Raw genomic sequence first — 25,685 nt, 5'->3', positions numbered from 1 at the left:
CGCGGCTATTCCTCCAGCTCGCCGAACAGGCGGAAGCGCAGCATCCGCAGCGTGTGGCGGTCTGCGCCCGCCAGTTCCGCGCGGCGGCAGGCCTCGATCGCCGGACGGATGCGCTTGCGCAGCCGCTCCGCGTCGCTGAGGCCGACCCAGCCGGTCGCGAGGTCGGGCGTCTCCGCCGTCAGGCGCAGGAAGATCGCCGCCGCCTCCTCCGCTTCCCCGGCCTCGATCAGGAGATGGCCGAGCCGCGCCGCCACCGCCGGCCGGCCGGGCGCCGCCGCCACCGCCTCGCGCGCCGCGGCCACCGCCTCGGCCCGCCGCCCTTGCCGCCAGAGCGCATCGGCCATGGCGAGGTGGATGTCCTCCGAGTCCGGCGCGGCCGCCAGCGCCTCGGCCAGCGCCTCCCGCGCCGCACCGTCCTCGCCCTGTGCCAGCATGAGCTGCGCCAGCCGCGCGCGCAGCTCGGCGGAATTCGGGTGCTCCGCCAGCCCGCGCCGCGCCGCCTCGACCGCGCGGGCCAGCCTTTCCTGTCGCCACAGCGCCTCCGTCAGGCCAAGCCAGACATGGGCGGGCGCGCGCCCGGCCTCGGTCGCGCGGCGGAAGGCCTCGACCGCCGCCGCCCGTTCATCCTGCCCGATCAGCAGGTGGCCGAGGCGGGCCAGGATCGCGCCGTTGCCGGGCAGCGCGACGGCGGCCTCCTGCATCGCGCGCACCGCGTCCTTCGGCCGCTGCTGGCGCCAGAGCGCATCGGCGAGGCAGAGCCAGGCCGCTTCCTCCGCGGCCTCGAGCGAAAGCGCGCGCCGCGCCGCGCGTTCCGCCCCCACGAGGTCCCCCGCGGCCAGGAGGAAGGACGCATGGCGCGTCGCCAGCGTGGCGTGGCCAGGATGCGCGGCCGCCGCCGCCGCCGCCTCCTCCCGCCCCTCCGCGAAGCGCTTCTGCCGCCAGAGCGAATCCGTCAGGCCGAGCCAGCCATCCGCAAGCCCCGGCGCGGCCTGCACGACGATGCGGAAATCGGCCTCCGCCGCAACCGCCTGCCCGGCGGCCAGGCGCAGCACGCCGAGCCGGTGGCGGAGCGGCACCGAGGCCGGGTGAAGCGCCACGGCGCGCTCGCCCGCCGCGATCGCCTCGGCCGGTCGGCGCGTGTCGCGCAGCGCATCGAGGAGCGCGACCCAGGACGGCTCCGCCGCGCCCTCCCGTGCGAGGTCCTCGACCAGCGGGGCGGGGTCGGCGCCCTCCTCCCCCGGCGCCGCGCTGGCCAGCAGGCCGAGGCGGGCGCGGTCGTGCCCGGGGTCGATGCCGAGCGCGCGCCGGAATGCCTCCCGCGCCGCCGGACGGCGCCGCGCCCAGAGCAGCGTCTCGCCGAGCAGCGCCTGCGCCGCGGCAAGGCGCGGCGCCGCCGTCGCGGCCTGGCGCGCCGCCGCGACCGCGTCCTCCGTGCGGCCGAGGCGCTTCAGCGCCTCCAGATGCAGGGCGTGCAGGCGAAGCTCCGGGCGTCCGCGCGCCGCCACCTCGGCGAAGGCAGCCACCGCCTCCTCCGGGGCGTCGAGCGCCAGGAGGCACTCGAACAGCCGCAACCGCGGCTCGGGTGCCTGCGGCGCCAGCGCGGCCCAGTCGCGCAGCGCCGCGGCTTCCTCCTGCCGCCGGCCGAGCCTGGCCAGCGCCCGGGCCCGCAGGTCGAGCACGCGCGCCCGCGGCAGGTCGCGCCCGCCCCGCGCCCGCGCCGCAGCACGCAGCGCCTCGGCCCGCGCGGCTTGGCCCGCCGCCTCGGCAGCCACCGCCAGGGTGCGGAGCAGGGTGGGCGAGTCGCGCCGCGCCGCCCGCAGCCGTGCCGCCGCCAGCGGCGCGTCGCCGTCCAGCAGCGCGCGCAGCACGGCCGGCAGCCTGCCGGCCTCGGCCAGCACCTCGGCCGTCGCGGGACCCGCGTGGCGCAGCCGGGTCGCGACGAGGCCCGGCAGCCGCGCCAGCCGGCGCGCATGCGCTGCCTCCAGCGGGTCGAGCGGGTCGAAGGCGAAGACCGCCGCCGCCGCGAGGTCCTCCGCGCCAATCGCCATGCCGGCATGGCGCCGCGGGTCGAACGCGAACGCGGCGCGCGGGTCCTCCGGCACGTCGGCCGGGTCGATCGAGGCCTGCGGCGACAGCGCGACCGCGCCCTGCGCGCCGAGCGCCCGGCCGTATTTCAGCGCCGCGTAGCCGCCCATGGAGGCGCCGCAGGCGACGCGGCGCGCGCCGGCCGCCGCCAGCGCGGCCGGCAGCAGCGCCGCCATGTCCGCCGCCGGATACCAATCCTGCGCGGCGCTCGCGAAGAACAGCGTGTCCCAGCCGAGCCGCGCCGCGACCGGCCGGCCCCACCAGCCCTCCGACCCCGCCGGGGTCCCGCCACGCGGGCCGAAGACGATGAGCGTCGCCTCGCCAGACCCCGGCCAGTGGTGCAGCCGGAGCGCGCCGGCCTCGCCGAGCAGGCGGGGCGCCGGGCGGTCGGGGCGGGGGGCGGGCTCAGGCTCGGCCATGGCGGGTGCGGTAGCAGCGAAGCAGGCGGATCGTCCATGCCGGCCGTCCGGCCACGGTTCCCAAGCGCGGCCGCAGGGGCCATGTGACGTCGCATGAGACGCATTCTCCGCTGGGGTGGCCGGATCCTGCTTGGCCTCCTGCTGCTGCTCGTGCTCGGCCTTGGCGCGGTGCTCGGCGGCGCCTGGTGGGCGCTGCCGCCGCGGGAAGGGCGCTTCGCCCTGCCCGGCCTCGCCGCGCCGGTCGAGATCGCCTTCGACGGCCACGGCATCCCGCGCATCGCGGCCGGCAGCGAGGCGGATGCCTGGGCCGCGCTCGGCTGGCTGCACGCGCGCGACCGCATGTTCCAGATGGAGACCATGCGCCGCGGCGCCGCCGGGCGGCTGTCGGAACTGACCGGCGCGCAGGCGCTGCGCGTCGATCGCTTCATGCGCCTGCTGGGCCTGGAGCGCCGCGCCGAGGCCGACCTCGCCGGCCTGCCCGCCGATGTCCGCGCCTCGATGGAGGCCTATGCGCGCGGGGTGAACGCCTGGATCGCCGCGCGCGGGCGCTTCGCCGGCGCGGAATTCGTCCTGCTCGGCGCGCCGGAGCCCTGGCGGCCGGTGGACAGCCTGCTCTGGGGCAAGGTGATGGGCCTCTGGCTGTCCGGCAATTTCCGCACGGAGCTCGAACGCGCGCGCCTCGCCGGCCTGCTGCCGCCCGAGCGGCTGGCCGACCTCTGGCCGCCGGATCCCTCCCCCGGTCGGCCGGACCGGCCCGATCTCGGCCCGTCGGCGGGTGCGGGCGGGCGGCTCGGCGCGGCGCCGGCGCTGCCGGGGCTCGACGGGCTGCTGGCCGCGCTGCCGGTCTTCCCGGTGGACGCGCCGCTGCCCGCGCTCGCCTCCAATGCCTGGGCGGTGGCGGGGGCGCGCTCGGCCTCCGGCGCGCCGCTGCTCGCGACCGACCCGCATCTCGGCTACGCGGCGCCGATCCTCTGGTACCTCGCGCGCATCGAGCTGCCGGGCGGGCGCGTGCTGGCGGGCGCCACGGCGCCAGGCGTCCCCGGCATCGTGATAGGCCGGAACGAGCACATCGCCTGGGGTTTCACCACCACGCACTCCGACACGCAGGATGTCTTCGTCGAGCGCCTCGCCGGGCCGGACGCCTACGAGACCGAGGACGGCCCCCGCCCCTTCGAGGTGCGGGAGGAAGTGATCCGCGTCCGCTTCGGCAACCCCGTCACCATGCGGGTGCGCGAGACGCGGCACGGCCCGGTGCTGTCCGACCTCGACGCGCCGGACGGGCGGCCCGACGGCACCGTGCTGGCGGTCGCGATGGCGAACCTCGCACCGGGAGACACCGCCGCCGCGGGGCTTCTTGCGCTGAACGGGGCGCGCGGCATCGCCGAGGCCCGCGCGGCGGCGCGGCTGGTCACGAGCCCGTCCCAGAACCTGACGGTGGCGGATGCCGCGGGGGCCATCGCCATGTATTTCACCGGCCGCACGCCGGTCCGGCGCGCCGGGGACGGCAGCCTGCCGTTGCCGGGCTGGGACGGCCGCCATGGCTGGGACGGCTTCGTGCCCTTCGACGCGATGCCGCATCTCGAGAACCCCGCGAGCGGCGTGCTCGCCCACGCCAACAGCCGCCCGGCGCCGCCCGACCACCCGGTTTTCCTCGGCCGCGACTGGCACGGCGACTGGCGGCTGCGCCGCATCGGCCGGATGCTGGCCGCCGCGCCGCAGCACGACGCGGCGGGCTTCGCACGGATGCAGGGGGATGTCGTCTCGCTGTTCGCGGCCGAGGTGCTGCCGGCGTTCCGCGCAGCCCCGCGCCCGGCGGGCGCCGCAGGCGTCGCGCAGGACGTGCTGGCGCGCTGGGACGGCACCGTCGGCGCCGAGGCGGCCGCGCCGCTGGTCTTCCATGCAACCCTCGGCCGCTTCGGGGATGCGGTGCTGGCCCGCGCCGGCCTGCCGGAGGATGCCCGCCGGGCCAGCCCCGAATTCCTCCGGCGCGTCCTGACCGACGATGCCGCGGCCCGCGCCTGGTGCGGCACTGCGGGCTGCGGGCCGCTGCTCTCGGCGGCCATGGCGGCGGCCGTGCAGGACCTTGCCGGGCTGCATGGCGCAGACCCATCCGCCTGGCGCTGGGGGGCCGCGCATCCGGCACGCTTCGAGCACCCGGTGCTGCGCTACGTCCCCGGCCTCGGCGCGCTCACGCGCATCGCGGTGCCGACCGCCGGGGATGGCGAGACCGTCGCCCGCGCCGGGCTGCGCGGCGAACAGGCGGGGCTTTTCCCGAATGTGCACGGCGCCGGCTTCCGGGGCGTCTTCGACCTCGGCGACCCCGCCGGCGCCCATGTGGTGATCGCGACCGGCCAGTCCGGCCATCCGATGAGCGGGCACTGGGCGGACCTGCTGCCGGCGTGGCGGGCGGGGGCGCTGCTGCGGCTGGGCCCGCTGGAAGAGGCGCCGGCTGCGCGCATCGGACTCATGCCATGAGGCATGCGCGGGCCCCTGTTGATTCCGGCGCGCCCTGCAACGACACTGACAAGGACCAACGACAGCGACAGATGCTCCAGCGATCCGCCCGCCGACCGCAGTTCTTCTACACGACCGCGCCGCTCCCCTGCCCTTACCTGGCCGGGCGGACGGAACGGAAGATCGTGACCGAGCTCTCGGGCCCGGAGGCGGAGGGATTGCACGACCGCCTGTCCCGCGCCGGCTTCCGGCGCAGCCACAACATCGCCTATTCGCCGGTCTGCCCGGGCTGCCAGGCCTGCATCCCGATCCGCATCGTGGCCGATGCCTTCGAACCCGACCGCACGCAGCGCCGGATCGCGCGCGTCAACGCCGACGTGACCGCGACCGAGATGCCGGCGCGGGCCACGGCCGAGCAGTTCGCCCTGTTCCACCGCTACCAGAAGGACCGCCACGCGGATGGCGACATGGCGGCGATGGGTTTCTACGACTACCGCGCCATGGTCGAGGACACGCCGATCGGGACCGGGGTGGTCGAATTCCGCGACGGCGCCGACCGGCTGCTCGGCGCCTGCCTGACGGATCGGCTCACGGACGGGCTCTCGGCGGTCTATTCCTTCTACGAGACGGGGCTCGAGAAGCGGTCCCTCGGCACCTATGCGGTGCTGTGGCTGGTCTGGCGCGCCCGCGCGCTCGGGCTGCCCTATGTCTACCTCGGCTACTGGGTGCCGGAGAGCCGCAAGATGGCCTACAAGGCCCGCTTCCGGCCGAGCGAGGTGCTCACCGGCGGCGCATGGCGCGTGCTGGGCGAGGCCGCGCCCACGCCCGAGGCGGCCAGCATGACGCGCGTCGAGGCCTGATCCGCGGCTTCGGGCGGGCGGTCCGCGCAGCCACCGCACGGGGCATGCGTCGCGGGCTGGCCCGTGGCCTCCATCAGGCGTCGAAGCGACAGGGGGGAGAGACCCTGCTCTTGGGTCCGCCTGGTCCGAACCGGCGTGCATGCCGGCGCGGCGTGAGGTGAGGGTCGCATCGCTCCGAGCGATCTCCGCCCCGCCGCCCCGCCACCTTGAAACCGGCGGCGACGGCCTCGGCGGCCAGCCGATTCCATTCCGCGATGACGGGGGCCCGCAACTGCGCCGATTCGACCGGCCGGCACCGCGACGCGCCGATCCGGCATCTCGCCTGCCCCCCGCGGAGCCTGGGTCGTCGTCGATCCCGAAGCAACGTCGTTCCCGGGCCCGGTGCGCGCCAGGATGCGGTGGTGCACGCCGACCGCTGACGGGACCTTGCGCCCGGGGAATCCAATCACGAAACCGTGCTGGGCAGTAGTAGGTGGAAAACGCGATCTCACGCGATCAGAATGGCGGCTGGATCGAGGAGGCCGCGACGCGGATGTCGGATGCTGAGCGGCTTGTGACGGGTCGCGCCGCCTTGGCCGCGGCATTGGTTCGGGGATCTCTCTCGGCACAGGAGCGAGCGAGGCTGGCCAAGGAGAATGCCGATGCCGCTCAGCGCAGGATGGTCGAGGCGGAAGCACGCTTGGCCGACCTTCAGGTCAGTACCAGCTGGCGGCTCACGGCCCCCTTGCGGATGGTCGCTCATGGGCTGCGCCGCATCATCTCGTGGAATCGGGCGGTGCTCAGGGGCGGCACGCGCGCGGCGGCAACGCGGGATACCGAAGGTGCGACGGCACGCCCGCTTCAACCCGAGGACGAGGCGAAGGAAAGGTACCGAAGGAATTGTCGCGACGCTCTGGACGCGTTCCTGGCCAATGATGCCAGGCTGGCGCTGCCTCATTCGGCCAATCCGCGGGCCAGCGTGGTCATCGTCTTGTACAATCAGGCGGAATTGACGTTCGACTGTCTGCAGTCCATTGCCCGCGAGGCTCCGCCCGATACCGAGGTGATCCTCCTGGATAATGCCTCGACGGATGCCACCCCGGCGCTGCTCGAGCGGATCGATGGCGCGCGCGTGATCAAGGCCGCGGAAAACCTGCATTTCCTTCGTGGCGTCAATCGGGCGGCCAGTGAGGCCCGTGGGCGGCACCTGCTCCTGCTGAACAACGATACGACCATCGCCGCCAACGCGATCAAGGCGGCGTCGGATCGGCTGGACGGAGAGCCTGATCTCGGTGCGGTCGGAGGACGCGTTCTCCGGCTTGATGGCACCCTGCAGGAAGCGGGGTGCATCATTTGGCGCGATGGTCACTGTGAAGGCTACGGACGCGGCGAGGACCCCCGAGCGCCCGCGTTCGCCTTCACCCGAGACGTGGACTACTGCTCCGGAGCATTCCTCATGGTCCGGCGGCAGGTCTTCGAAGCACTGGGCGGCTTGGACGAGGTCTTCGCCCCCGCATACTTCGAGGAGGCTGACCTGTGCATGCGGATCCGTGCCGCGGGCCTCCGGGTTGCCTACGAACCCGGGGCTCAGATCACCCATTTCGAATACGGGAGCGTTGGTTCCTCAGCGTCGGCAAGGCCTCTGTACGTTCGCAACCACCGCACCTTCGTGGAGCGCCACGGGCCAACGCTGCGTTCCGCCCATATGGATGCCACGCGTGGCGCGCTGGCGGCTCGCGCCCGCACGTCGCAACCCGGGGCAGTGCTCTTGCTCGATGGAGAAGCTGACGTCGGTGATCGGCGGGACAGCCTCTTTCGCGACACGTTCGCCTCGCTCCGCCTGGCCGGGGCAGCGATGACCTACTTGCGGCTTGCGACCGCCGATCGGCCGGGGCTGGAGGAGGATGTGCTCCGACACTCAGGCATCGAAGTGATCCGGGCAACAACCTTGCCTGAACTCCGCAGCTTCCTGGCCGAGCGCCGCAATTTCTATTCGCTTGTCGTTTGTTCAGCCAGTAAACACGCAAAGCCCGTGGACGAGGCTCTCAAGGCGATCATTGATCTCTGGCCCGAAGAAGAAGTCATCATGCTCGACATGAAAATCGATGGTCCTATCAATTTTATTGAAGGAGCAGCTTAGCGTGAAGACAGCCGCCGATATCTATCGATTCAATGTCGACCCGAACTCCGACACCGCGGCAGCGAACGTCCTGCGCTTTGTCGGCCGCGACAAGAAGGTCCTCGAAATCGGCGCAGGGCCGGGCTCGATCTCCCGCCCCCTTCAGGAATTCAACGGCTGCCGCGTGAGCGCCGTGGAGATAGACGAGAGGAGTGTCGAGATCCTCCGCGGCTTCTGCGAGGAGGTCTGGCGCCGCAACCTCAATGATCCCGCATGGGCTGACGGAATTCCCGACGCCGCTTTCGACAACGTGGTGATCGCCGACGTTCTCGAGCATATCGCTGATCCTTGGGGCACGCTGCGGCGCGCAGCCGGCTTTCTCAAGCCGGGGGGCAGTATCGTCGTGTCGATCCCGCATGCCTCGCATGCAGCGATCCTCGCGTGCCTCCTGAACAACGACTTCGACTACCGCGACTGGGGGCTGCTCGACCGAACGCATATCCGCTTCTTCAGCATGAAGAACCTCCAGGCGCTGTTCGAAGGGGCCGGACTGCGGATCGCCGACTTCTCCTTCGTGCTCCGACATCCCGCCGAGACGGAATTCGCCGAGGCGTGGCATGCGCTGCCGCCGCGGACCCGGGCCGTGCTCGAGACCGGGGACTACGCCAACGTCTATCAGGTCGTGCTGCGGGCCGTGCCTGAAGCTGACGCCGGGGCATTGCCGGGCCGCGTGCTGACCGCGCGCCCTGCGCCTCCGCTATCGAAGCTGAGATACATCGCCTTCTACCTGCCGCAGTTCCACCCGATCCCCGAGAACGACGAATGGTGGGGAAAGGGCTTCACCGAATGGACCAATGTCACCAAGGCGAAGCCACTGTTCCCCGGCCACAACCAGCCGCACCTGCCGACCGATCTCGGCTTCTACGATCTTCGCGTGCGCGAGGTGCAGTACCGCCAGATCGAACTGGCGAAGGCGCACGGGATCGACGCATTTTGTTTTCATTACTACTGGTTCGGCGGCAAGCGCCTGCTCGAACGCCCGGTGCTCGATTTCCTGGCCGACCCCAGCGCGGACATCGAGTTCTGCCTGTGCTGGGCGAACGAGAACTGGACGCGGAAGTGGGACGCCTCCGAGCACGAGGTGCTGATGGAGCAGACCTACAGCACCGAGAATGACATCGCCTTCATCGAGAGCGTCATTCCCTTCTTCCGCGATCCGCGCCATCTGCGTGTGAATGGCGCGCCGGCGCTGGTGGTCTACCGCCCGCAGCACATGCCGGATGCGCGGGCGACCGCCGAGCGGTGGCGTGCCCATTGCCGCGAGGCCGGCATCGGCGAGATCCACCTCATCGCCGCGCTGACGCACGGCAATGACGACTTCGAGCAGTTCGGCTTCGACGCCGGGGTCGAGTTCCCGCCGCATAACGTCCATACCCCTCCACGCCGCCCGCCGCAGAACCTTGCGCACAAGGTCGGCGCGCCCGAGCCGCTGAGCGGCGCTGTCTGGGACTATGGCGAGGTCGCGCGCAGCTTCATCGCGCACGACCATGCCGCAAGGCGCGTCTATCGTGGCGTCTTCCCGTCCTGGGACAATACCGCGAGGGTCGGCACGCGGGCGGTGATCATCCAGGGCGGCACGCCAGGGAACTACGAGCGGTGGCTCGACGCCGCGTCCCACCGCACCGTCGCCGAACGCGCGCCAGGGGAGCGGCTTGTGTTCCTCAATGCCTGGAACGAATGGGCCGAGGGCTGCCACCTCGAGCCATGCCGCGAATTCGGGCACGACTTCCTCGAGGCGACGCGGCGGGTCAAGAGCGGGCATTCGACAGCCGACGTCGAATGGGAAGCCGCCCTGCCCGTTGGCGGGCAGACCGCGCGGTCGGCCGCCCGCGCCGTCGCGCCATCGCCCCGCTTGACCGACGCGAACGCTACGCCACTGACGACGCGCCTTGCGATCAAGATCTCCAATGCGCTGCATCGATACCCCTCGCTGCACCAGGCGGCCCGCTCCGCCTATCGCGCGACCGTCAAGCGGGGGGGCACGCGATGACGGGGGGCGGTGGCGCTTATTCGCGGATCTTCCTCGAACGCCATGGGCTCCTGGCCGACAAGTGGGCGCAGTACCTGCCTGTCCATGACCGCGAGATCGCGCCCTTCCCGGCGGCCGGCCGACCGGTGCGCCTGCTCGAGATCGGGATCGCGGGCGGCGGATCGCTCGCGATCTGGGAGGCGCTGCTGCCGCCGGGTTCGCGGATCACCGGGATCGACATCGAGCCGCCCTGCGCCTCGCTGCCATTCGGGCCGGCTGTCGAGGCGCTCATCCTCGACGGGACGGATCCGCGTGCGCTCGATGCCGCACTCGGAGATGCCGTCTTCGACATCATCTTCGACATCATCATCGATGACGGATCGCACCGCTCGGCCGATGTCGTCGCCACCTTCGGCGCCTGCTTCCGTCGCCTCGCGCCACGCGGCATGCACGTCGTCGAAGACCTGCAGGCCTCATATTGGCGGGATTGGGGCGGACGCTACCGCGACCCGGGCTCATCCATCGAGTTCCTGAAGTCGCTGGTCGATGCGCTCCAAGCCGACCATTTCGTGCCCTGGGACACGGCCATCCCGGAGGGTGGGCGTGCGCGCCCCGCGGCACAGGGCGCCGAGATCACCCGGGTTGCCTTCCACGACTCGATCGCCGTGATCGAACGCGGACCCGCGACGCGGGCAACGCCCCATCCTCGGTTTGCCATCGGCGGTCACAGCCACTGGCGACGCGGCCGCGCAGTCCGCCGCGGGCCCAATGTCCGCGACATCGGGCCACACCGGCGGGTGCTAGGCCGCGGCGGCGTGACCGGCAGATCCGGCCGCGCGCGGCGCCGGGACGCAGCAGAGCCCCACGGTACCCTGGCGCGGCGGGGCGCGCGGCAGTAGCAAAGGCGCATGAGCCTTACCGACACGTCCCCCGCAACAGTGGCGGGCCTGCCACGGCTGATCACCCTCCGGGACGCGGCACCCGATGCGCTGGCGCGGGCCGACATGCTGTGGGGGCATGCGCCGGGTCACGCACCCCTGGGTGGCGGGCATGTCGTAAGCCGTGCGACCCGGGTGGCGCTCCATGGGCCGGACGATGAGGCAACCCGGCTCTCGACGCTCGCCGCGCTCTATGCCGATCCGTCCTTCACGAGCGAACCCGTCCTCGCGGCACGCCTGAAGGATGTCATCATCGAACTTGCGTACGGTGTCGCCGTGCTGCCGGACGGCGCGGTGGCCGCCGAGAGTGCGTCTGTCGCCCGCCTCATGGATCCGTCGCTCTCGATCCTCGAAGGCCTGCGGAACAGGTTCGCGGCGGCCGAGGCGTTCGGCGCGCCGCTGCTGCATGTCTTCCACCGGTCGAGTGGCGCCTACGGTCATTTCGTCTTCGACGCCCTGGTCACCCTCCAGGCCTTTCTTCCGGCGATCCGCGAGCGGCGCCTGCATGTCCTTGTGCCGCCCTACGTCCCCCGCTGGGCACTTGCCGCGATGCAGGCGATGGGGATCCCCCCGCACGCCGTCCACATGCCGGGCGGCGAGGCGATCCGCTGCGCCGAGGTCGTCATCCCATCCTCGATCCGCGGCTGGACGAGTTTCCTGCCCGATCCCGACCGATGCCGGGCGCTGCGCGACCACCTGATGGCGCGGCTCAGGCCTGCCGCGCCGCACCGGCGCATCTACCTGTCGCGGGCCAACCAGGCGAGTTATTCGCAGCGGAGCATCGTCAACGAGGCCGAGCTTGCCGCAATGCTGACCTTGCGCGGCTTCGAGACCCTGGAACCGGGGAACATGCCCTTCGTCGACCAGGTCCGTGCCTTCGCCGAGGCAGAGGTGATCATCGGCGCGCATGGATCCGCATTCGGCAATCTGGTCTTCACGCGGCCGGGGGCGACGGTCGTCGACCTCATGCCGGCCGATTGGGTCGGATACTGGAATTCGGACCCGCCGCCGGAGCGGTGGCTGCTCAACGTCACCTCCGCCATGGGGCTCGACTATGACCTTGTGCTGTGCCGATCCCGCCTGGCGCGTGTCCTGCCCGAGGACGATACGAGCGGCCTGCAGAAGATGGGCATGGAAAGCGAGGTGGACCTCGACCTGCTGCGACGGGTGATGGACGAGGTCGAGGAAAGGCGGAACGCTGCGCCACGATCGCGTGAGGGGGACATGGACATGGGCGGCATGGAGCCGAACGGGGCGGACACGGCGCTCGATGCGCTGTGCGATCCGCGCCTGGAGCCGATCTTTCGCCAGCCGGACCGGCGTGGGACGAACAGCGCCTGGTGGGGGCATGTGCCATTCGCCGCCTGGCTGGTCGGCGCCGCGCGGCCACGCAGCATCGTCGAACTCGGCAGCTTCGCGGGCGTATCCTACTTCGCCTTCTGCCAAGCGGTGATCGCCGAAGGCCTGGAGTGCCGATGCCACGCGGTGGACACGTGGCAGGGCGACGCGCATGCCGGCCAGTACGACGATTCCATCCATGACGACTTCAAGCGCCACCACGATGCGAAATATGCCGCCATCTCGCAGATGCACCGCTGTACCTTCGACGAGGCGCTGGCGAGCTTCCCCGACGGCTCGGTGGACATCCTCCATATCGACGGGCTTCACACCTACGATGCGGTCCGGCACGATTTCGAGACTTGGCTGCCGAAGCTTTCCGATCGCGGCGTGGTGCTGTTCCACGATGCCAACGAACGCATGGCCGATTTCGGCGTCTGGCGCTTCTGGGAGGAGGTCTCAGCGCGCTGGCCGGGGTTCCTGTTCCTGCATTCCCACGGGCTGGGCGTGCTGTGCGTCGGCGCCCAGGCACCGGCCGCAGTGCGGGCGCTGTGCAGCGCCGACCCGGAGCGCGCCCACCTGCTGCGTGACCGCTTCGCGACCATTGGCGATCGCTGGTATGCGCAGGCGCAGTGGGACGTGGCGCGGCAAGCACTCGAGGCGGAACGCGCCGCGCGTGCCCTGGCCGAGCAACGCGCCGACACGCTCGAGCGGAGCACGTCCTGGCGCGTGACGGCGCCGTTGCGAAGGGCTGGCAACGTGTTTCCCGGTGCGGCGCGGCTCTTGCGGCGGGGCGCCAGGTTGCTCTGGTGGACGGTCACGCTGCAACTGCGGGCCCGCTTGACTGATCGGCGTGCCGCTCGGAACAGCACCACGCGTCTTTGAACTTGCTTCGGGTGTCGATAGTCATCCCGCAGCCAATGGTTCAGGCGGGTCTTGGTATCCCATCGCTGGCGCAGCTGGGCGCGCCTCATCGGCGAAGAGGAAGGCAGGGATGGGCGGAGGTGGCGTCCCGTACGGGATTCGAACCCGTGCTGCCAACGTGAAAGGCTGGTGTCCTAGGCCTCTAGACGAACGGGACCGACCGCGCCGGTGGGGTAGTCCGGCCGGCGCGCAGGGTCAATAGCCTCACGCCGGCGTCGCCGCATCCACGACCTGCAGCGCGGCCGACGTCTCGCCGTTCCAGGTCTCGGCGCGCAGATGGCCACAGAGATGCAGCGGAACCCGGTCGGCAGCCAGCAGCGCCTGCGCGAGCGGCCCGTCCTTCGCCCGGAAGCAGATGGTCTTGAGCCGTCCGCCGCCCTCCCCCTCCACGATGGCGCGCACCGTGGCGCCGTCCTTGCCCACCCGGTCCGCCTTGACCACGCGGGCGCGCTGCACGGCGAAGATCGGCTCCTCGTTCCCCGGACCGAAGGGCGCGAGCCGCGCCACGTCCTGCGCCAGCCCCGGCTGCGCGGCCGCCACGTTCAGCGTCCCCTCCACCAGCAGGTCGGCCGCCGCCGGCAGCAGCGCCGCGTGCTTCAGCCGGTCCTCGAGGAAGGCATGCACCTCCGCCGCCCGTTCGCCGCGGAAGGAGAAGCCGGCCGCCATGGCATGGCCGCCGCCGGTCTCCAGCAGGCCGGACTGGCGCGCCGCGATCACCGCGGCGCCGAGGTCGACGCCCGGCACCGAGCGCCCCGATCCCTTGGCCAGGCCGTCCGCCAGGCCCGCCACACAGACCGGGCGGTTGAAGCGTTCCTTCATGCGGCCCGCGACGATGCCCACCACGCCGGGGTGCCACCCCTCGCCGACCAGCAGCAGCACGGCGCGGCCGGCCTCCGCCTGCGCCTCGGCCATGGCATGGGCGGCGCCGATGACCTCGCCCTCCACCTCCTGCCGGCGCCGGTTCACGGCATCGAGTTTCTCGGCAATCGCCCGCGCCTCGACCGGGTCCTCGCAGAGCAGCAGCCGCAGCCCGAGGTCGGGCTCCCCGATCCGGCCGGACGCATTGATGCGCGGCCCCAGCAGGAAGCCCAGCGTGTGGGCCGAAGGCGCATCCCGCGCCCCGGTCACGTCGAGCAGCGCGGCGATCCCCGCCCGCCCGCGCCGCCCCATCACCTTAAGCCCCTGCGCGACCAGCGCGCGGTTGAAGCCCGTCAGCGGCATCACGTCGCAGACGGTCGCGAGCGCCACCAGGTCCAGCAACGCGAGCAGGTCGGGCTCCGGCCGCCGCGCGAACCAGCCCGCGCGGCGGAGCGTGCGCACCGTCGCCGCCGCGGCCAGGAAGGCGACCGCGGCCGCGCAGACATGATGCAGGCCGGACCCGCAATCGAGCCGGTTCGGGTTCACCGCCGCGAGGATTCGCGGCACCGGCCCCTCCGCCTTGTGGTGGTCCAGCACCACGACATCGGCCCGCCCCTCGGCGGCCGAAAGCGCCTCGGCCGCCGCGATCCCGCAATCGACGCAGACGATGAGCGAGGCGCCGCGCTCGCAGAGCGCCGCGATCGCCGGCGCGTTGGGGCCGTAGCCCTCCTTCAGCCGGTCCGGGACATAGGGCGTCACCTCGCAGCCGAGGTCGCGCAGGAAGCGTGACATCAACGCGCCGGAACACGCGCCGTCCACGTCGTAGTCGCCATAGACCGCGACGTGCTCGCCGCTGCGCACCGCGGCCGCGAGCCGGTCGGCCGCCGCATCCATGTCGATCAGCGCGCCGGGGTCGGGCATCAGCGCGCGCAGCGTCGGCTCGAGATAATCCCCCGCATGGTCGAGCCCGATGCCCCGCGCGGCGAGCAGCCGGCCCACCATCTCCGGCACGCCGAGGCGCTGCGCGATGCCGAGCCCGGTGCGCGGGTCGGCCGACCGCCAGACCCAGCGCCGGCCCGTCACGCTCCGCCCGATGCCAAGGACGGGCGCGCCCCCCGCCTCCCCGTCCATCAGGCGACGAAGGCCGCGGGCTTGCGCGCGAAGTTGTGGTGCCCCTCGACGAAGCGCACCGTGCCGGACTTCGACCGCATGACGATCGAATGCGTGTAGGCGCCACCCGAAAAGCGGCGCACGCCGCGCAGCATCGCGCCCGGCGTCACGCCGGTGGCTGCGAACATCACGTCGCCCCGGGCCATCTCCTCGACCGAGTAGATGCGGTTGGGATCGGTGATCCCCATGCCGCGGGCGCGCTCGATCTGCTCCTCGGTCTCGAACATCAGGCGGGTCTGCATCTGCCCGCCGGTGCAGCGCAGGGCGGCGGCGGCCAGCACGCCCTCCGGCGCGCCGCCCGAGCCGATGTAGATGTCGATGCCGGATTCCGGCTGCGTCACGTTGATGACGCCGGAGACATCGCCGTCGCCGATCAGCGTGATGCGCGCGCCGACGGCGCGGCAGGCCTTGATCAGGTCCTTGTGGCGGTCGCGGTCCAGCGTGCAGACCATGAGGTCGGTGATGTCGACCTTCTTGGCCTTGGCCAGTTCGCGGAGATTCTGTTCGGGGGAGGCGTCGATGTGAACGACGCCGTCGGGCAGGCCGGGGCCGACCGCGATCTTGTCCATGTAGATGTCGGGGGCATGCAGGAAGCCGCCCTTCTCGGCCAGCGCGACGGTCGCGATGGCGTTGGGCGCACCCTTGGCGGTAATGGCGGTCCCCTCCAGCGGATCGACCGCGATGTCGACCTCCGGGCCGCCGCCGGCCTTGGCATAGAGCCCGACCTTCTCGCCGATGTAGAGCATCGGCGCCTCGTCCATCTCTCCCTCGCCGATCACGACGGTGCCGGTTATGGCGACGGTGTCGAAGGCGCGGCGCATCGCCTCGACCGCGGCGCCGTCGGCGGCGTTCTTGTCGCCGCGGCCGATCCAGCGGGAGGCGGCGAGCGCCGCCGCCTCGGTCACGCGCACCAGTTCCAGCGCAAGGTTGCGGTCGACGACCAGGCTCGAGTTCGGCATCGCGCGTCCTCCTGCGAATCGTCGGCAGTCTATACCAGGGCGTGCGAGCCGGCGCGCTACAGCGCCTCGATCCGGATCAGCGCCGGCTTCTCCACCACCGCATCGAAGGCCTGGATGCGCGCCAGGGCGGCGCGGACCGCGGCCTCGCTCGTCTCGTGCGTGGTCAGCACCACCGGCACCGCCTCCCCCGGCGCGCGGCCGCGCTGCAGCATGGATTCCAGGCTGATCGCGTGGTCGCGCAGCACGCCGGTCACGTCCGCGATCACGCCCGGGCGGTCCACCACCATCAGGCGCAGGTAGTAGGCGCCGGCGTGGCGCTCCATCGGCAGGGACGGCTCGGGCTTCAGCGCCACCGTCGCCGCGCCCCAGACCGGCGTGAAGCGCCCGCGCGCGATGTCGATCAGGTCCGCCACCACCGCCGAGGCCGTTGGCCCGGCCCCGGCGCCGCGGCCTTCCATCATGACGCGGCCGACGAAGTCGCCTTCCGCCACCACGGCGTTGAACACGCCGTCGACCCGCGCGATGGGCGCCGCCACCGGCACCATGCAGGGATGCACGCGGGTCGAGATGCCGCCATCCTCCCGCCGCGCGATGCCGAGCAGCTTGATCCGGTAGCCCAGTTCCTCGGCCAGCGCGATGTCGAGCGCGGAGACCTCGCGGATCCCCTCCACATGCACCGCGCCGAAATCGACCGGCCGGCCGAAGGCGAGCGCGGCCAGGATCGCCAGCTTGTGCGCCGCGTCGATGCCGTCGATGTCGAAGGACGGGTCGGCTTCGGCGTAGCCGAGCTTCTGCGCCTCGGCCAGCACCTCGGCGAATTCGCGTCGCTCGGTGCGCATGGTGGTCAGGATATAGTTGCAGGTGCCGTTCAGGATGCCGGCGATCCGGGAGATGCGGTTCGCGGCCAGGCCCTCGCGCACCGCCTTGATGGCAGGGATGCCGCCCGCGACCGCCGCCTCGAAGGCGAGCGCCACGCCCTTGGCCTCGGCGGCCTCGGCCAGCGCCGCGCCATGCACCGCGAGCAGCGCCTTGTTCGCGGTCACCACATGCTTGCCCGCGGCGATCGCGGCTTCCACCAGCGCCTTGGCCGGGCCGTCGGAGCCGCCGATGCACTCGACCACGACCTCGACCTGGGGGTCGGCAGCCAGCGCCACCGCGTCCTCGTACCAGCGCAGCCCCGAGACCGGCACGCCGCGGTCGCGCGTGCGGTCGCGCGCCGAGACGGCGGTGACGGCGACCGGCCGCCCGGCGCGGGCGGCGATGATGTCGGCATTGGCGCGCAGCAGGTTGACGACACCGGCGCCCACGGTGCCGAGCCCGGCGACCGCGACGGAGATGGGACGGCTCATGCGTTCACGGTTTCCTGCTGGGCCTCGGGCGGCGCGGCGTTGTCGCCGGCGAGGAACGTCTTGATCCCCCGCAGCGCCTGGCGGATGCGGTGGTTGTTCTCGACGAGTGCGATGCGGACATGCTCGTCGCCATGTTCCCCGAAGCCGAGGCCCGGGGCGACGGCGACCTTCGCCTTCTCGAGCAACAGCTTCGAGAAGCCGACCGAGCCGAGGTGGCGGAAGCGCTCCGGGATCGGCGCCCAGAGGAACATGGACGCCTCCGGCGCGGGCACGTCCCAGCCGGCGGCGCGCAGGCCCTTCACCAGCACTTCCCGGCGGTCGCGATAGAGCGCGCGCATCTCGGCGATGCAGTCCTGCGGGCCGTTCAGCGCGGCCGTGGCGGCGACCTGGATCGGCGTGAAGGCGCCGTAGTCGAGGTAGGATTTCACCCGCGCCAGCGCCGCGATCAGCCGCGGATTGCCGGCGGCGAAGCCCATCCGCCAGCCCGGCATGTTGTAGGTCTTGGACATCGAGGTGAATTCGACCGTGATGTCCTTGGCCCCCGGCACCTCGAGCACCGAGGGCGGCGGCACGTCGCCGAAATAGAGCTCGGCATAGGCGAGGTCGGACAGGATGAAGAGGTCGTGCCGGCGACACAGCGCGACGAGGTCCCGGTAGAACTCGATGGAGGCGACCAGCGCCGTCGGGTTGGACGGGAAGTTGACGATCAACGCGGTCGGGCTCGGCACGGAATGACGCACGGCGCGGTCGATCGCCGCCAGCATCGCATCGTCGGGCGTATAGGGGATGCTGCGCACCGAGGCGCCGGCGATGATGAAGCCGAACTGGTGGATCGGGTAGGACGGGTTCGGCACCAGGATGGTGTCGCCCGGACTGCTGATCGCCTGCGCCAGGTTGGCGAGCCCTTCCTTCGACCCCAGCGTCGCGACCACCTCCGTCTCGGGGTCGAGCTTCACGCCGAAGCGGCGGTCGTAGTAGCCGGCGAGCGCGCGGCGCAGCCCCGGGATGCCCTTCGACGTCGAATAGCGGTGCGAGCGCGGATCCTGCACCGCCTCGATCAGCTTCGCGACGATGTGCGACGGCGTCGGGCTGTCGGGGTTGCCCATGCCGAGGTCGACGATGTCCTCCGCCGCCGCGCGCGCCTTCGCCTTCGCCGCGTTGACCTCGGCGAAGACATAGGGCGGCAGGCGGCGGATGCGGTGGAAGTCCTCGGTCATGGTCGCGGTCCGTGGCGGAAAGGGGGCGACGTATAGAGCACCCGCGCCTGGCTGTGTATCGCGCGGTTCAGCGCCGTGGCGGTGCCAGAAGTTCGGCGGGCGGCGGCGGCGGGGCCGCCCCGGGGTCGAGAAGGCCGGCGGGTGGCGCCGGCGGCGGCGTGGTCCCCATCTCTGGCAGCGGCGCCGCGGCCGGGGCCGGGGGGCCGCCCACGGGGCGCGGCTGCGCGGGGCTGGGCGCCGCGGGCAGCGCCGCCGGTGCGCGGGGCGAGATCGGCTCGTCCCAGGGGATGCGGGGCGCGGAGGCCATCGGCGGCGGCCCGGGCGGGCGCATGGGCATGGCCGCGTCGCCGCCGGTCCCGGCCGGGCGAACGGGCTCCGGGCGCATCTCGGGGTCTAGCGGGTTGCGGCTGCGCTGGCGTTCCTCGGCCAGTGCCGCGGTCAGCGCATCGCGCACGGCGGGGTCCGCCAGCACCGGCCTCGGCGGGATGGTGCCGAGGTTGGGATAGGGGGCATCCGCGCCGGGCGGCGGCTCCCGGCCTTCATGGGCGGGGCTGAACATGTTGCGGAACAGCGGCCCGATCGACTCCGGCCCCTGCCCCGCCGTGCAGCCGCCGGCCAGCAGCGCCAGCAGCACCCAGGCCCCCCGCGCTTGATCGGCCCGGTGCCGGCCCCTACCGTGCCCCGAGTCCCCGGTGCGGTGAACCCGCCCGATCGTGCTGCCGTCGTTCCGCATGGCGGTAGCGGTAACGCGAATCGGGCGACACGCGAAGACACAGGGGGGCGATGCCCCGCAGCGGAAGTCCCGATGGCCGAACAAGACCCTTCGAACCCCGCCACCTTCCGCCTGCCGGACCCGGCACTCGTGAGCCGGACCATGGCCGACGTGGCGGAGCGCGGGCAGCGGATCGTCTCGGACTTCCTGAAGCGGCAGTCGGCCACCGCCTCGGACCCCGACCCGCTCAAGATCGGCAGCGCCTTCCTCGAGATGACGACGCGGCTGATGGCGAACCCGACGCGGCTCGTGCAGGCGCAGCTCGGCTTCTGGCACGACTACCTCACGCTCTGGCAGAATACGGCGCGCAGGATGATGGGCGACGAGCCCACGCCCGTGATCGCCGAGGACCAGAAGGACCGCCGCTTCAAGGACGACGCCTGGCGGGACCACGAGGTCTTCGACTTTATCCGCCAGTCCTACCTCCTATCGGCCCGCTACTTCCGCCATGTGGTGGAGGGCACCGAGGGGCTCGAGGGCAAGACCGCGCAGAAGGTCGATTTCTACACGCGCCAGTTCGTCGATGCGATGAGCCCGACGAACTTCCTGATGACCAACCCCGAGGTGCTTCGCCGCACCGCCGAGACGGGCGGCGAGAACCTGCTGCGCGGCCTGTCGAACCTGCTGAGCGACCTCGAGCGCGGCCGCGGCCAGCTCAAGATCCGCATGACCGACGACACCAAGTTCAAGGTCGGCGAGAACATCGCGGTCACGCCGGGCAAGGTCGTGTTCCAGAACGAGCTGATGCAGCTGATCCAGTACGCGCCGACGACCGAGAAGGTGCTGAAACGCCCGCTGCTGATCATCCCGCCCTGGATCAACAAGTTCTACATCCTGGATCTCAGGCCGAAGAACTCCTTCATCCGCTGGGCGGTGGAGCAGGGCCACACCGTCTTCGTCGTCTCCTGGGTCAACCCCGACGAGGCGCTGGCCGAGAAGGGCTTCGACGACTACATGCTGCAGGGCCCCTACGCCGCGCTCGATGCGATCGAGGCGGCGACCGGGGAGCGCGGCGCCAACGTCATCGGCTATTGCCTGGGCGGCACGCTGCTGGCCTCGACCCTCGCGCACATGGCGACGAAGCGCGACACGCGGGTGAAGTCCGCGACCTTCTTCACCACCATGGTCGATTTCGAGGAAGCGGGGGAGCTCGGCGTCTTCATCGACGAGGAGCAGCTCTCCGCGCTCGAGGACAAGATGTCGAAGCGCGGCTTTCTCGAGGGCCAGGAGATGGCCACCACCTTCAACATGCTGCGCGCCAACGACCTGATCTGGTCCTTCGTGGTGAACAACTACCTGATGGGCCAGGAGCCCTTCCCCTTCGACCTGCTGTACTGGAACGACGACAGCACGCGCATGCCCGCGCGCATGCACAGCTTCTATCTGCGGCGCATGTACCAGCAGAACGACCTGGTGAAGCCCGGCGGGATCGAATTGCTGGGGGTGAAGCTCGACCTCAGGAAGATCAAGGTCCCGGCCTACATCCTGAGCACGCGGGAAGACCACATCGCGCCCTGGATGTCGACCTACCGCGCGACGCAGATCTACAAGGGCCCGGTGCGCTTCGTGCTGGCCGCCTCCGGCCACATCGCGGGCGTCGCGAACCCGCCGGATGCCGGCAAGTACAGCCACTGGGTCAGCGACGACCTGCCCCCCGACCCTGAGGCGTGGCTGAAGGGCGCGACCGAGCTGGCCGGGTCCTGGTGGCCGGACTGGCAGCGCTGGATCAGCGGCCAGGACCGGACGATGGTGCCGGCGCGCATCCCGGGCGCGGGCGGGCTGTCCGCGATCGAGGACGCGCCCGGATCCTACGTGAAGGTGATGGCGCAGGACTGATGCCTGACGGCCGAAGGCTTCACCGTCGGCCGCCCTCGGACGCCGGGCGGGCCGCGCATCCAAGGCCCTTGGCTTCGCCGCACGTGCGGGGGGCGCCATTCAGCGCCTCGGCCCTGGGCGCCGCAGGTCGGACCTTCGGCCACCGGGTATGATGCCGGGCGCCGGCCAGCGCGTCAGAAGCCCGCGCCCAGCCCATCGGTGATGGCGCCCGGCGTGCCCGCCTGCCACCAGTTCCCCGCCCCCGACCAGCCACGGTCGAGGTCGAGCCGGCGCACATCCCGCGCCAGCGCCGCCATCGCCTGTTCCGCCGCCGGCAGCGGCCCCAGCGCGCCGAGGCGCTCGAGCGTGGCCTCGCCGCCGGGCTCGAAGGCGGGCGGCGCCAGCGCCGCGGCGGCGCCGGGCCGGTCGCCCGCCCGCAGCCGCGCAGCCACCGCGCCGAGGGCGCGGATGACCGCCTCCGCCGGCGCCGCGGCCGCGACGCCGAGCGCGGCACGGTTCTCGTCCCGCGCCGTGCGCAGTGCGATCGCGATGCCCGGCGCCAGGGCGGGCCAGGCACGCCGGTCCGCCGCCTCGAGCTGAAGCGCCTCGAGCCGCGCGAGCGCAAGCGCGGCCTCGGCCGGGCGGCCGGCCAGCCCCTCCCCCTGACGGGCGAAGTCGGCCGCCGTCGCCTCCACCGCGGCGCGGAGCGGAGAGCCCACGGCGGGAGCGGCGGCGAGCACACCCGCGGGTGGGTCCTGGGGCGTCCGCAGTTCCGCGCAGGCGCCGAGCAGGGGCAGCAGGATGACGCCGCGGCGCCCCGTCATGGCCAGCGCCGATCGCCGCTGCCCTGGCGCTGGATACGCCAGATCTCGCGCTCGGCGAGGCTGGCCGCACGCGCGGTGCGCGGCAGCGGCGGCAGCGCGCCGAGCCGCGCGAGCGTGGCCTGCCCGCCCGGCGTGACCAGCGGCGGCGCCAGGGCGGCCGCGGCCGCCGACAGGTCCTGGCCACCATAGGCGAGGCGCACGCGCGTCATGGCATCGATCACCGCCTGGGCGGGCGCATCGGCCGCGATGCCCAGCGCGCCGCGCCATTCCGGGCGGGCCTGCTCGAAGGCCGTGGCGACGATCGGTGACATCTCGGTCCAGCGGGAATTGTGGCGCAGCTCGACCGCCAGGAACTCGGCTTCCGAAATCGCCTGCGCGGCTTCCGCCGGGCGCCCGGCCAGGGGCGTCGAGGACGCGAAAGCGCTCGCGGTGTGGAAGATCGCCTGACGCGCAGGGTCCAGGATCGCGCCGCCGCCGGTCCTGTCCGGCAGCGTCGCCGTCGGCACGGGCGGCAGGTTGGCGCAGCCCGCGAACAGGCCGAGCGCTGCGAGCGCCGCCCCCCGGCGGCCGAGGATAAGCGGATGGGTCATGGTCGTCGCCTCCTGCCCCCGATGCATCTGGCGCCCCGACCGCGGCGGCACCATGGCGGGCTGCGTCCGGGTCACGCCAGGCAGCCTGCCGCGCGCGCCCGCCCACGCACAAGCGCGAGGACGGTGCGGCAGGCGGGCGCCGGCTCGCCGACCAGGTCGGCGAGCTCGACCACCGCGCCGAGCAGCGCCTCGATCTCCATCGGCCGCCCGCGCTCGAGGTCCTGCAGCATCGAGGTCTTGTGCGCGCCGACCTCGGCCGCGCCGGCGATGCGCTTGTCGACGTCGATCGCGAAGCGGATGCCGAGCGCCTCGGCGACGCGCTGGCCCTCCAGCATCATGGCGCGCGCGACGGCGCGCTGGCCGTCGTCATTGATCAGCACATCGAGCGTCGCGGTCGTCAGCGCCGAGATCGGGTTGAAGGCGAGGTTGCCCCAGAGCTTGACCCATAATTCGTCGCGGATGCGCGGGCGGACGGGGGCCTTGAAGCCGGCGGCGATCAGCGCCTCGCTCAGGCGTTGCGCGCGCGGGCTGCGGCTGCCGTCCGGCTCGCCCAACGAGAAGCGGTCGCCGTAGGTGTGTTCGATCACGCCGGGCTCGATCACCTCGGCCGCGGGATAGACGATGCAGCCGATGGCGCGTGCCGGCGGCAACAGGCGGGAGACGACGCCGCCGGGATCGACGCTCTCGACAACGCGGCCTTCGTGCGGCCCGCCGAGGCCGTGGAAATACCACCAGGGCACGCCGTTCACGGCACTGACCACCGCAGTCCTGGGCCCGAGCAGCGGTTGCATCTGCGCCGCGGCGCCGGGAAGGGAATGGGCCTTCAGCGTGACCACGACGTAGTCCTGCGGCCCCGCTTCGGCGGCGTCGGCGACGCAGCGCGGGCGGGCCACGACCTCCCGCCCCTCGCTGCGCAGGCGCAGGCCGTTCGCCTGCATGGCCGCGAGGTGCGGGCCGCGGGCGATGACGGTGACCTCGGCCTCGCCCTTGAGCGCGAGCCGTGCGGCCATCAGCCCGCCGATGGCGCCGGCGCCGAAGACGCAGATTCTCATGCCGCCTGCTCCTTCGGGGTCAATGGCTGGCTGAAGTAGAGGGTATGGTCCTGGTCGTCGCGCAGCACGATCTCGCGTGTGTTCCGCGGCTGGTCGACGGGGCCTTCCAGCACCGAGACCCCGCGCGCCTGGAACGCCTCGTGCAGCGCGTCGATGCCGTCCACATGGATGTCGAGATGCACGTACGCCCCCACGGCCACATACGGGATCGACGGGTCGGGTTCGTCCACGCGCCGGAGACGGGCCTCGGCATCGCCGGCCGAGAGGCCCGCGTAGAAATCCTGCCAGCGGACGGGGAGCGTGAAGCCGAGCCTGTCGACATAGAAGCGGATCGACGCCTTGAGGTCCGTCGTCCGCAGCTGCGGCGTGATGCCGGCGAACCCTGCGCGCGCGCCCGTCATGTCAGAGGCTCAGCCCGAGCTTGTCCGCCAGCCCGATCCGCATGAGCTTGCCCGTCGCGCCCTTCGGGATCTCGGCCAGGAAGACGACTTTCCGCGGCACCTTGAAGTCGGCCAGGTGCTGCGCGGCGAAGTCGCGCAGGTCGCGCTCGGTGCACGCCATCCCGTCGCGCAGGACGACGGCGGCGCCCACCTCCTCGCCGAGCTTGGCGTGCGGGATGGCGAAAGTCAGCGCCTGCGCCACGGCAGGGTGGCCCGAAAGCACGCCGTCGACCTCGAGCGGGCTCACCTTCTCGCCGCCCCGGTTGATCAGTTCCTTGAGCCGCCCGGTCAGCGTCAGGAAGCCGTCGGCGTCGAAGGCGCCCTGGTCGCCGGTGCGGAACCAGCCCTGCGTGTAGGCCTTGGCGTTCGCTTCGGGGTTTGCCTCGTAGCCCGCGGTCACGTTGGGGCCGCGGATCACGACCTCCCCGATCTCGCCCTGGGGCAGCAGCCGGCCGTCATCGTCCATGACGGCAACCTCGGGCCCCGCCGGCAGGCCGACCGAGCCGGGCTTGCGCGGCCCCTCCAGCGGGTTCGAGCACATCTGGTGGGAAGCTTCCGTCATGCCGTAGCTCTCGACCAGCGGCGCGCCGAAGACCCGCTCCATCTGCTGCATCACCGGCCCGGGCAGGGAGGCGGAGGAGGAGCGCAGGAAGCGCAGCCGCGCGCGCGCGATGACGTCGGCATTTCGCTCGGCGCGCCCCAGGATCGCCTGGTGCATGGTCGGCACGGCGGTGAACCAGGTCGGCCGTTCCTCGTCCAGCCAGCGGAAGAAGCGAAGCGCGTCGAAGCCCTGCGTGCAGACGACCGCGCCGCCCGCCGCGACCGAGGCGAGCACCGCGGCCATCAGCCCGTGGATGTGGAACAGCGGCATGATGTTGAGGCAGGCGTCGTCGGGTGCCAGTTCCAGCGTGCGGCCGATGTTGCGCGCCGAGGCGCAGATGTTGGCCTGGGTCAGCGGCACGATCTTGGGGCGCGCCGTGGTGCCGGATGTGTGCAGCACCAGCGCCTCGTCCTCCGGCCAGGCGAGGCCAGGCTTGGCCGCATTGCCGTGGGTGCCGCCCTCCAGCGTGAAGTCGCCGGCGGCCTCCCCGGGCACCAGGTCGAGCACGGGGATCGACAGGCGCGCCGCCACCTCCCGCGCATCGGTCGCCATGCCGTGCAGCACGACCAGCGCCTTCGCGCGGAGGTCGGTCAGGTAGAAGGTGAATTCCTCGGCCCGGTAGGCGGGGTTGAGCGGCGCCGTCACGGCGCCGGCGCCGATCGCGAGGAAGGCGGCCGCCATCTCGGGCCCGTTCGGCAGGACGATTGCGACACGGTCGCCGCGCCCGATGCCGAGCCCGTTCAGTCGCTTCACGGTCCTGCCGCAGAGGTCCCGCAGCGCGCCATAGGTCAGCCAGGGACGCTCGTTGGTGCCGCGGATGGCGGCGGCATCGGCCGCGCCGCCCGCGAGAAGGCGGGAAATCGTCTCGGTCATGCGCACCCCCCGTGCCGTGT

Annotated in this window: 18 protein-coding genes and 1 tRNA gene; 7 read left to right on the top strand and 12 right to left on the bottom strand. The window is 72.3% G+C overall.

The features are described 5' to 3' along the window. Positions 1 to 5 precede the first annotated feature (5 nt). Positions 6 to 2,504, bottom strand: a complete 2,499-nt coding sequence (locus E8M80_RS08950) for a tetratricopeptide repeat protein (protein WP_137125327.1) — start codon at positions 2,502 to 2,504, stop codon at positions 6 to 8. 93 nt (positions 2,505 to 2,597) lie between these two features. Between E8M80_RS08950 and E8M80_RS08945 the strand changes: the two genes are divergently transcribed. The 6 genes from E8M80_RS08945 (at position 2,598) to E8M80_RS08920 (ending at position 13,106) form a co-directional block, all read left to right on the top strand. Continuing rightward, positions 2,598 to 4,979, top strand: coding sequence for a penicillin acylase family protein (locus E8M80_RS08945; RefSeq protein ID WP_137125326.1), 2,382 nt, complete (start codon positions 2,598 to 2,600; stop codon positions 4,977 to 4,979). Between the two features lie 71 nt (positions 4,980 to 5,050). Next, a complete protein-coding gene (locus E8M80_RS08940; protein WP_137125325.1) occupies positions 5,051 to 5,818 on the top strand; it encodes an arginyltransferase in 768 nt (255 codons plus the stop codon). A gap of 472 nt (positions 5,819 to 6,290) precedes the next feature. After that, entirely contained in the window at positions 6,291 to 7,937 is a 1,647-nt protein-coding gene (locus tag E8M80_RS08935; protein WP_137125324.1) for a glycosyltransferase family 2 protein, read from the top strand. Between the two features lies 1 nt (position 7,938). After that, positions 7,939 to 9,966, top strand: coding sequence for a glycoside hydrolase family 99-like domain-containing protein (locus E8M80_RS08930; protein ID WP_170979292.1), 2,028 nt, complete (start codon positions 7,939 to 7,941; stop codon positions 9,964 to 9,966). Beyond that, positions 9,963 to 10,844: a class I SAM-dependent methyltransferase gene (locus tag E8M80_RS08925; protein ID WP_137125323.1), complete on the top strand. Its 882-nt coding sequence runs from the start codon at positions 9,963 to 9,965 to the stop codon at positions 10,842 to 10,844. The genes E8M80_RS08930 and E8M80_RS08925 overlap by 4 nt, the downstream gene beginning before the upstream one ends. A gap of 9 nt (positions 10,845 to 10,853) precedes the next feature. Beyond that, the gene (locus E8M80_RS08920) at positions 10,854 to 13,106 is read left to right on the top strand and encodes a class I SAM-dependent methyltransferase (protein ID WP_137125322.1); all 2,253 of its coding nucleotides are present in this window, start codon (positions 10,854 to 10,856) and stop codon (positions 13,104 to 13,106) included. A gap of 120 nt (positions 13,107 to 13,226) precedes the next feature. On the opposite strand, the gene E8M80_RS08915 is transcribed toward E8M80_RS08920, so the two are convergent. The 6 genes from E8M80_RS08915 to E8M80_RS08890 form a co-directional block, all read right to left on the bottom strand. Beyond that, positions 13,227 to 13,302, bottom strand: a tRNA-Glu gene (locus E8M80_RS08915). Between the two features lie 47 nt (positions 13,303 to 13,349). Beyond that, positions 13,350 to 15,134: a single-stranded-DNA-specific exonuclease RecJ gene (gene recJ, locus E8M80_RS08910; RefSeq protein WP_137125321.1), complete on the bottom strand. Its 1,785-nt coding sequence runs from the start codon at positions 15,132 to 15,134 to the stop codon at positions 13,350 to 13,352. Next, positions 15,134 to 16,132, bottom strand: coding sequence for a class II fructose-bisphosphatase (gene glpX, locus E8M80_RS08905; RefSeq protein ID WP_137125320.1), 999 nt, complete (start codon positions 16,130 to 16,132; stop codon positions 15,134 to 15,136). Before glpX ends, recJ begins: the two co-directional genes overlap by 1 nt. A 56-nt stretch (positions 16,133 to 16,188) precedes the next feature. Next, positions 16,189 to 17,481 (bottom strand): homoserine dehydrogenase, encoded by a 1,293-nt coding sequence (locus E8M80_RS08900; RefSeq protein WP_137125319.1) that lies wholly within the window; start codon positions 17,479 to 17,481, stop codon positions 16,189 to 16,191. Next, on the bottom strand, positions 17,478 to 18,698 hold the full coding sequence (locus tag E8M80_RS08895) for an LL-diaminopimelate aminotransferase (RefSeq protein WP_137125318.1): 1,221 nt from the start codon (positions 18,696 to 18,698) through the stop codon (positions 17,478 to 17,480). The genes E8M80_RS08900 and E8M80_RS08895 overlap by 4 nt, the downstream gene beginning before the upstream one ends. Before the next feature lie 67 nt (positions 18,699 to 18,765). Next, complete coding sequence (locus E8M80_RS08890) at positions 18,766 to 19,332, bottom strand: hypothetical protein (protein ID WP_137125317.1); 567 nt, start codon at positions 19,330 to 19,332, stop codon at positions 18,766 to 18,768. A 171-nt stretch (positions 19,333 to 19,503) separates the two neighbouring features. On the opposite strand from E8M80_RS08890, the gene E8M80_RS08885 reads away from it, so the two are divergent. Next, positions 19,504 to 21,306 carry an alpha/beta hydrolase gene (locus E8M80_RS08885; protein ID WP_137125316.1) on the top strand — a complete coding sequence of 601 codons (1,803 nt, stop codon included), beginning with the start codon at positions 19,504 to 19,506 and terminating at the stop codon, positions 21,304 to 21,306. Positions 21,307 to 21,479: 173 nt separating this feature from the next. Here the strand turns inward: E8M80_RS08885 and E8M80_RS08880 are convergent, their stop codons facing one another. The 5 genes from E8M80_RS08880 to E8M80_RS08860 form a co-directional block, all read right to left on the bottom strand. Then, positions 21,480 to 22,109, bottom strand: coding sequence for a hypothetical protein (locus E8M80_RS08880; RefSeq protein ID WP_137125315.1), 630 nt, complete (start codon positions 22,107 to 22,109; stop codon positions 21,480 to 21,482). Further along, positions 22,106 to 22,699 (bottom strand): hypothetical protein, encoded by a 594-nt coding sequence (locus E8M80_RS08875; RefSeq protein WP_137125314.1) that lies wholly within the window; start codon positions 22,697 to 22,699, stop codon positions 22,106 to 22,108. The genes E8M80_RS08880 and E8M80_RS08875 overlap by 4 nt, the downstream gene beginning before the upstream one ends. Before the next feature lie 71 nt (positions 22,700 to 22,770). Beyond that, a complete protein-coding gene (locus tag E8M80_RS08870) occupies positions 22,771 to 23,751 on the bottom strand; it encodes a 2-dehydropantoate 2-reductase (RefSeq protein ID WP_137125313.1) in 981 nt (326 codons plus the stop codon). Next, positions 23,748 to 24,152, bottom strand: a complete 405-nt coding sequence (locus tag E8M80_RS08865; protein ID WP_137125312.1) for a VOC family protein — start codon at positions 24,150 to 24,152, stop codon at positions 23,748 to 23,750. Before E8M80_RS08865 ends, E8M80_RS08870 begins: the two co-directional genes overlap by 4 nt. A 1-nt stretch (position 24,153) precedes the next feature. After that, positions 24,154 to 25,665, bottom strand: coding sequence for an acyl--CoA ligase (locus E8M80_RS08860; RefSeq protein ID WP_137125311.1), 1,512 nt, complete (start codon positions 25,663 to 25,665; stop codon positions 24,154 to 24,156). Positions 25,666 to 25,685: the final 20 nt, after the last annotated feature.

Source organism: Roseomonas sp. HF4, assembly GCF_005222755.1.
In the GTDB taxonomy this organism is placed as follows: domain Bacteria; phylum Pseudomonadota; class Alphaproteobacteria; order Acetobacterales; family Acetobacteraceae; genus Neoroseomonas.
The sequence above is the reverse complement of the archived record's forward strand: the minus strand, read 5'-3'. Positions and strand labels throughout refer to the sequence as shown.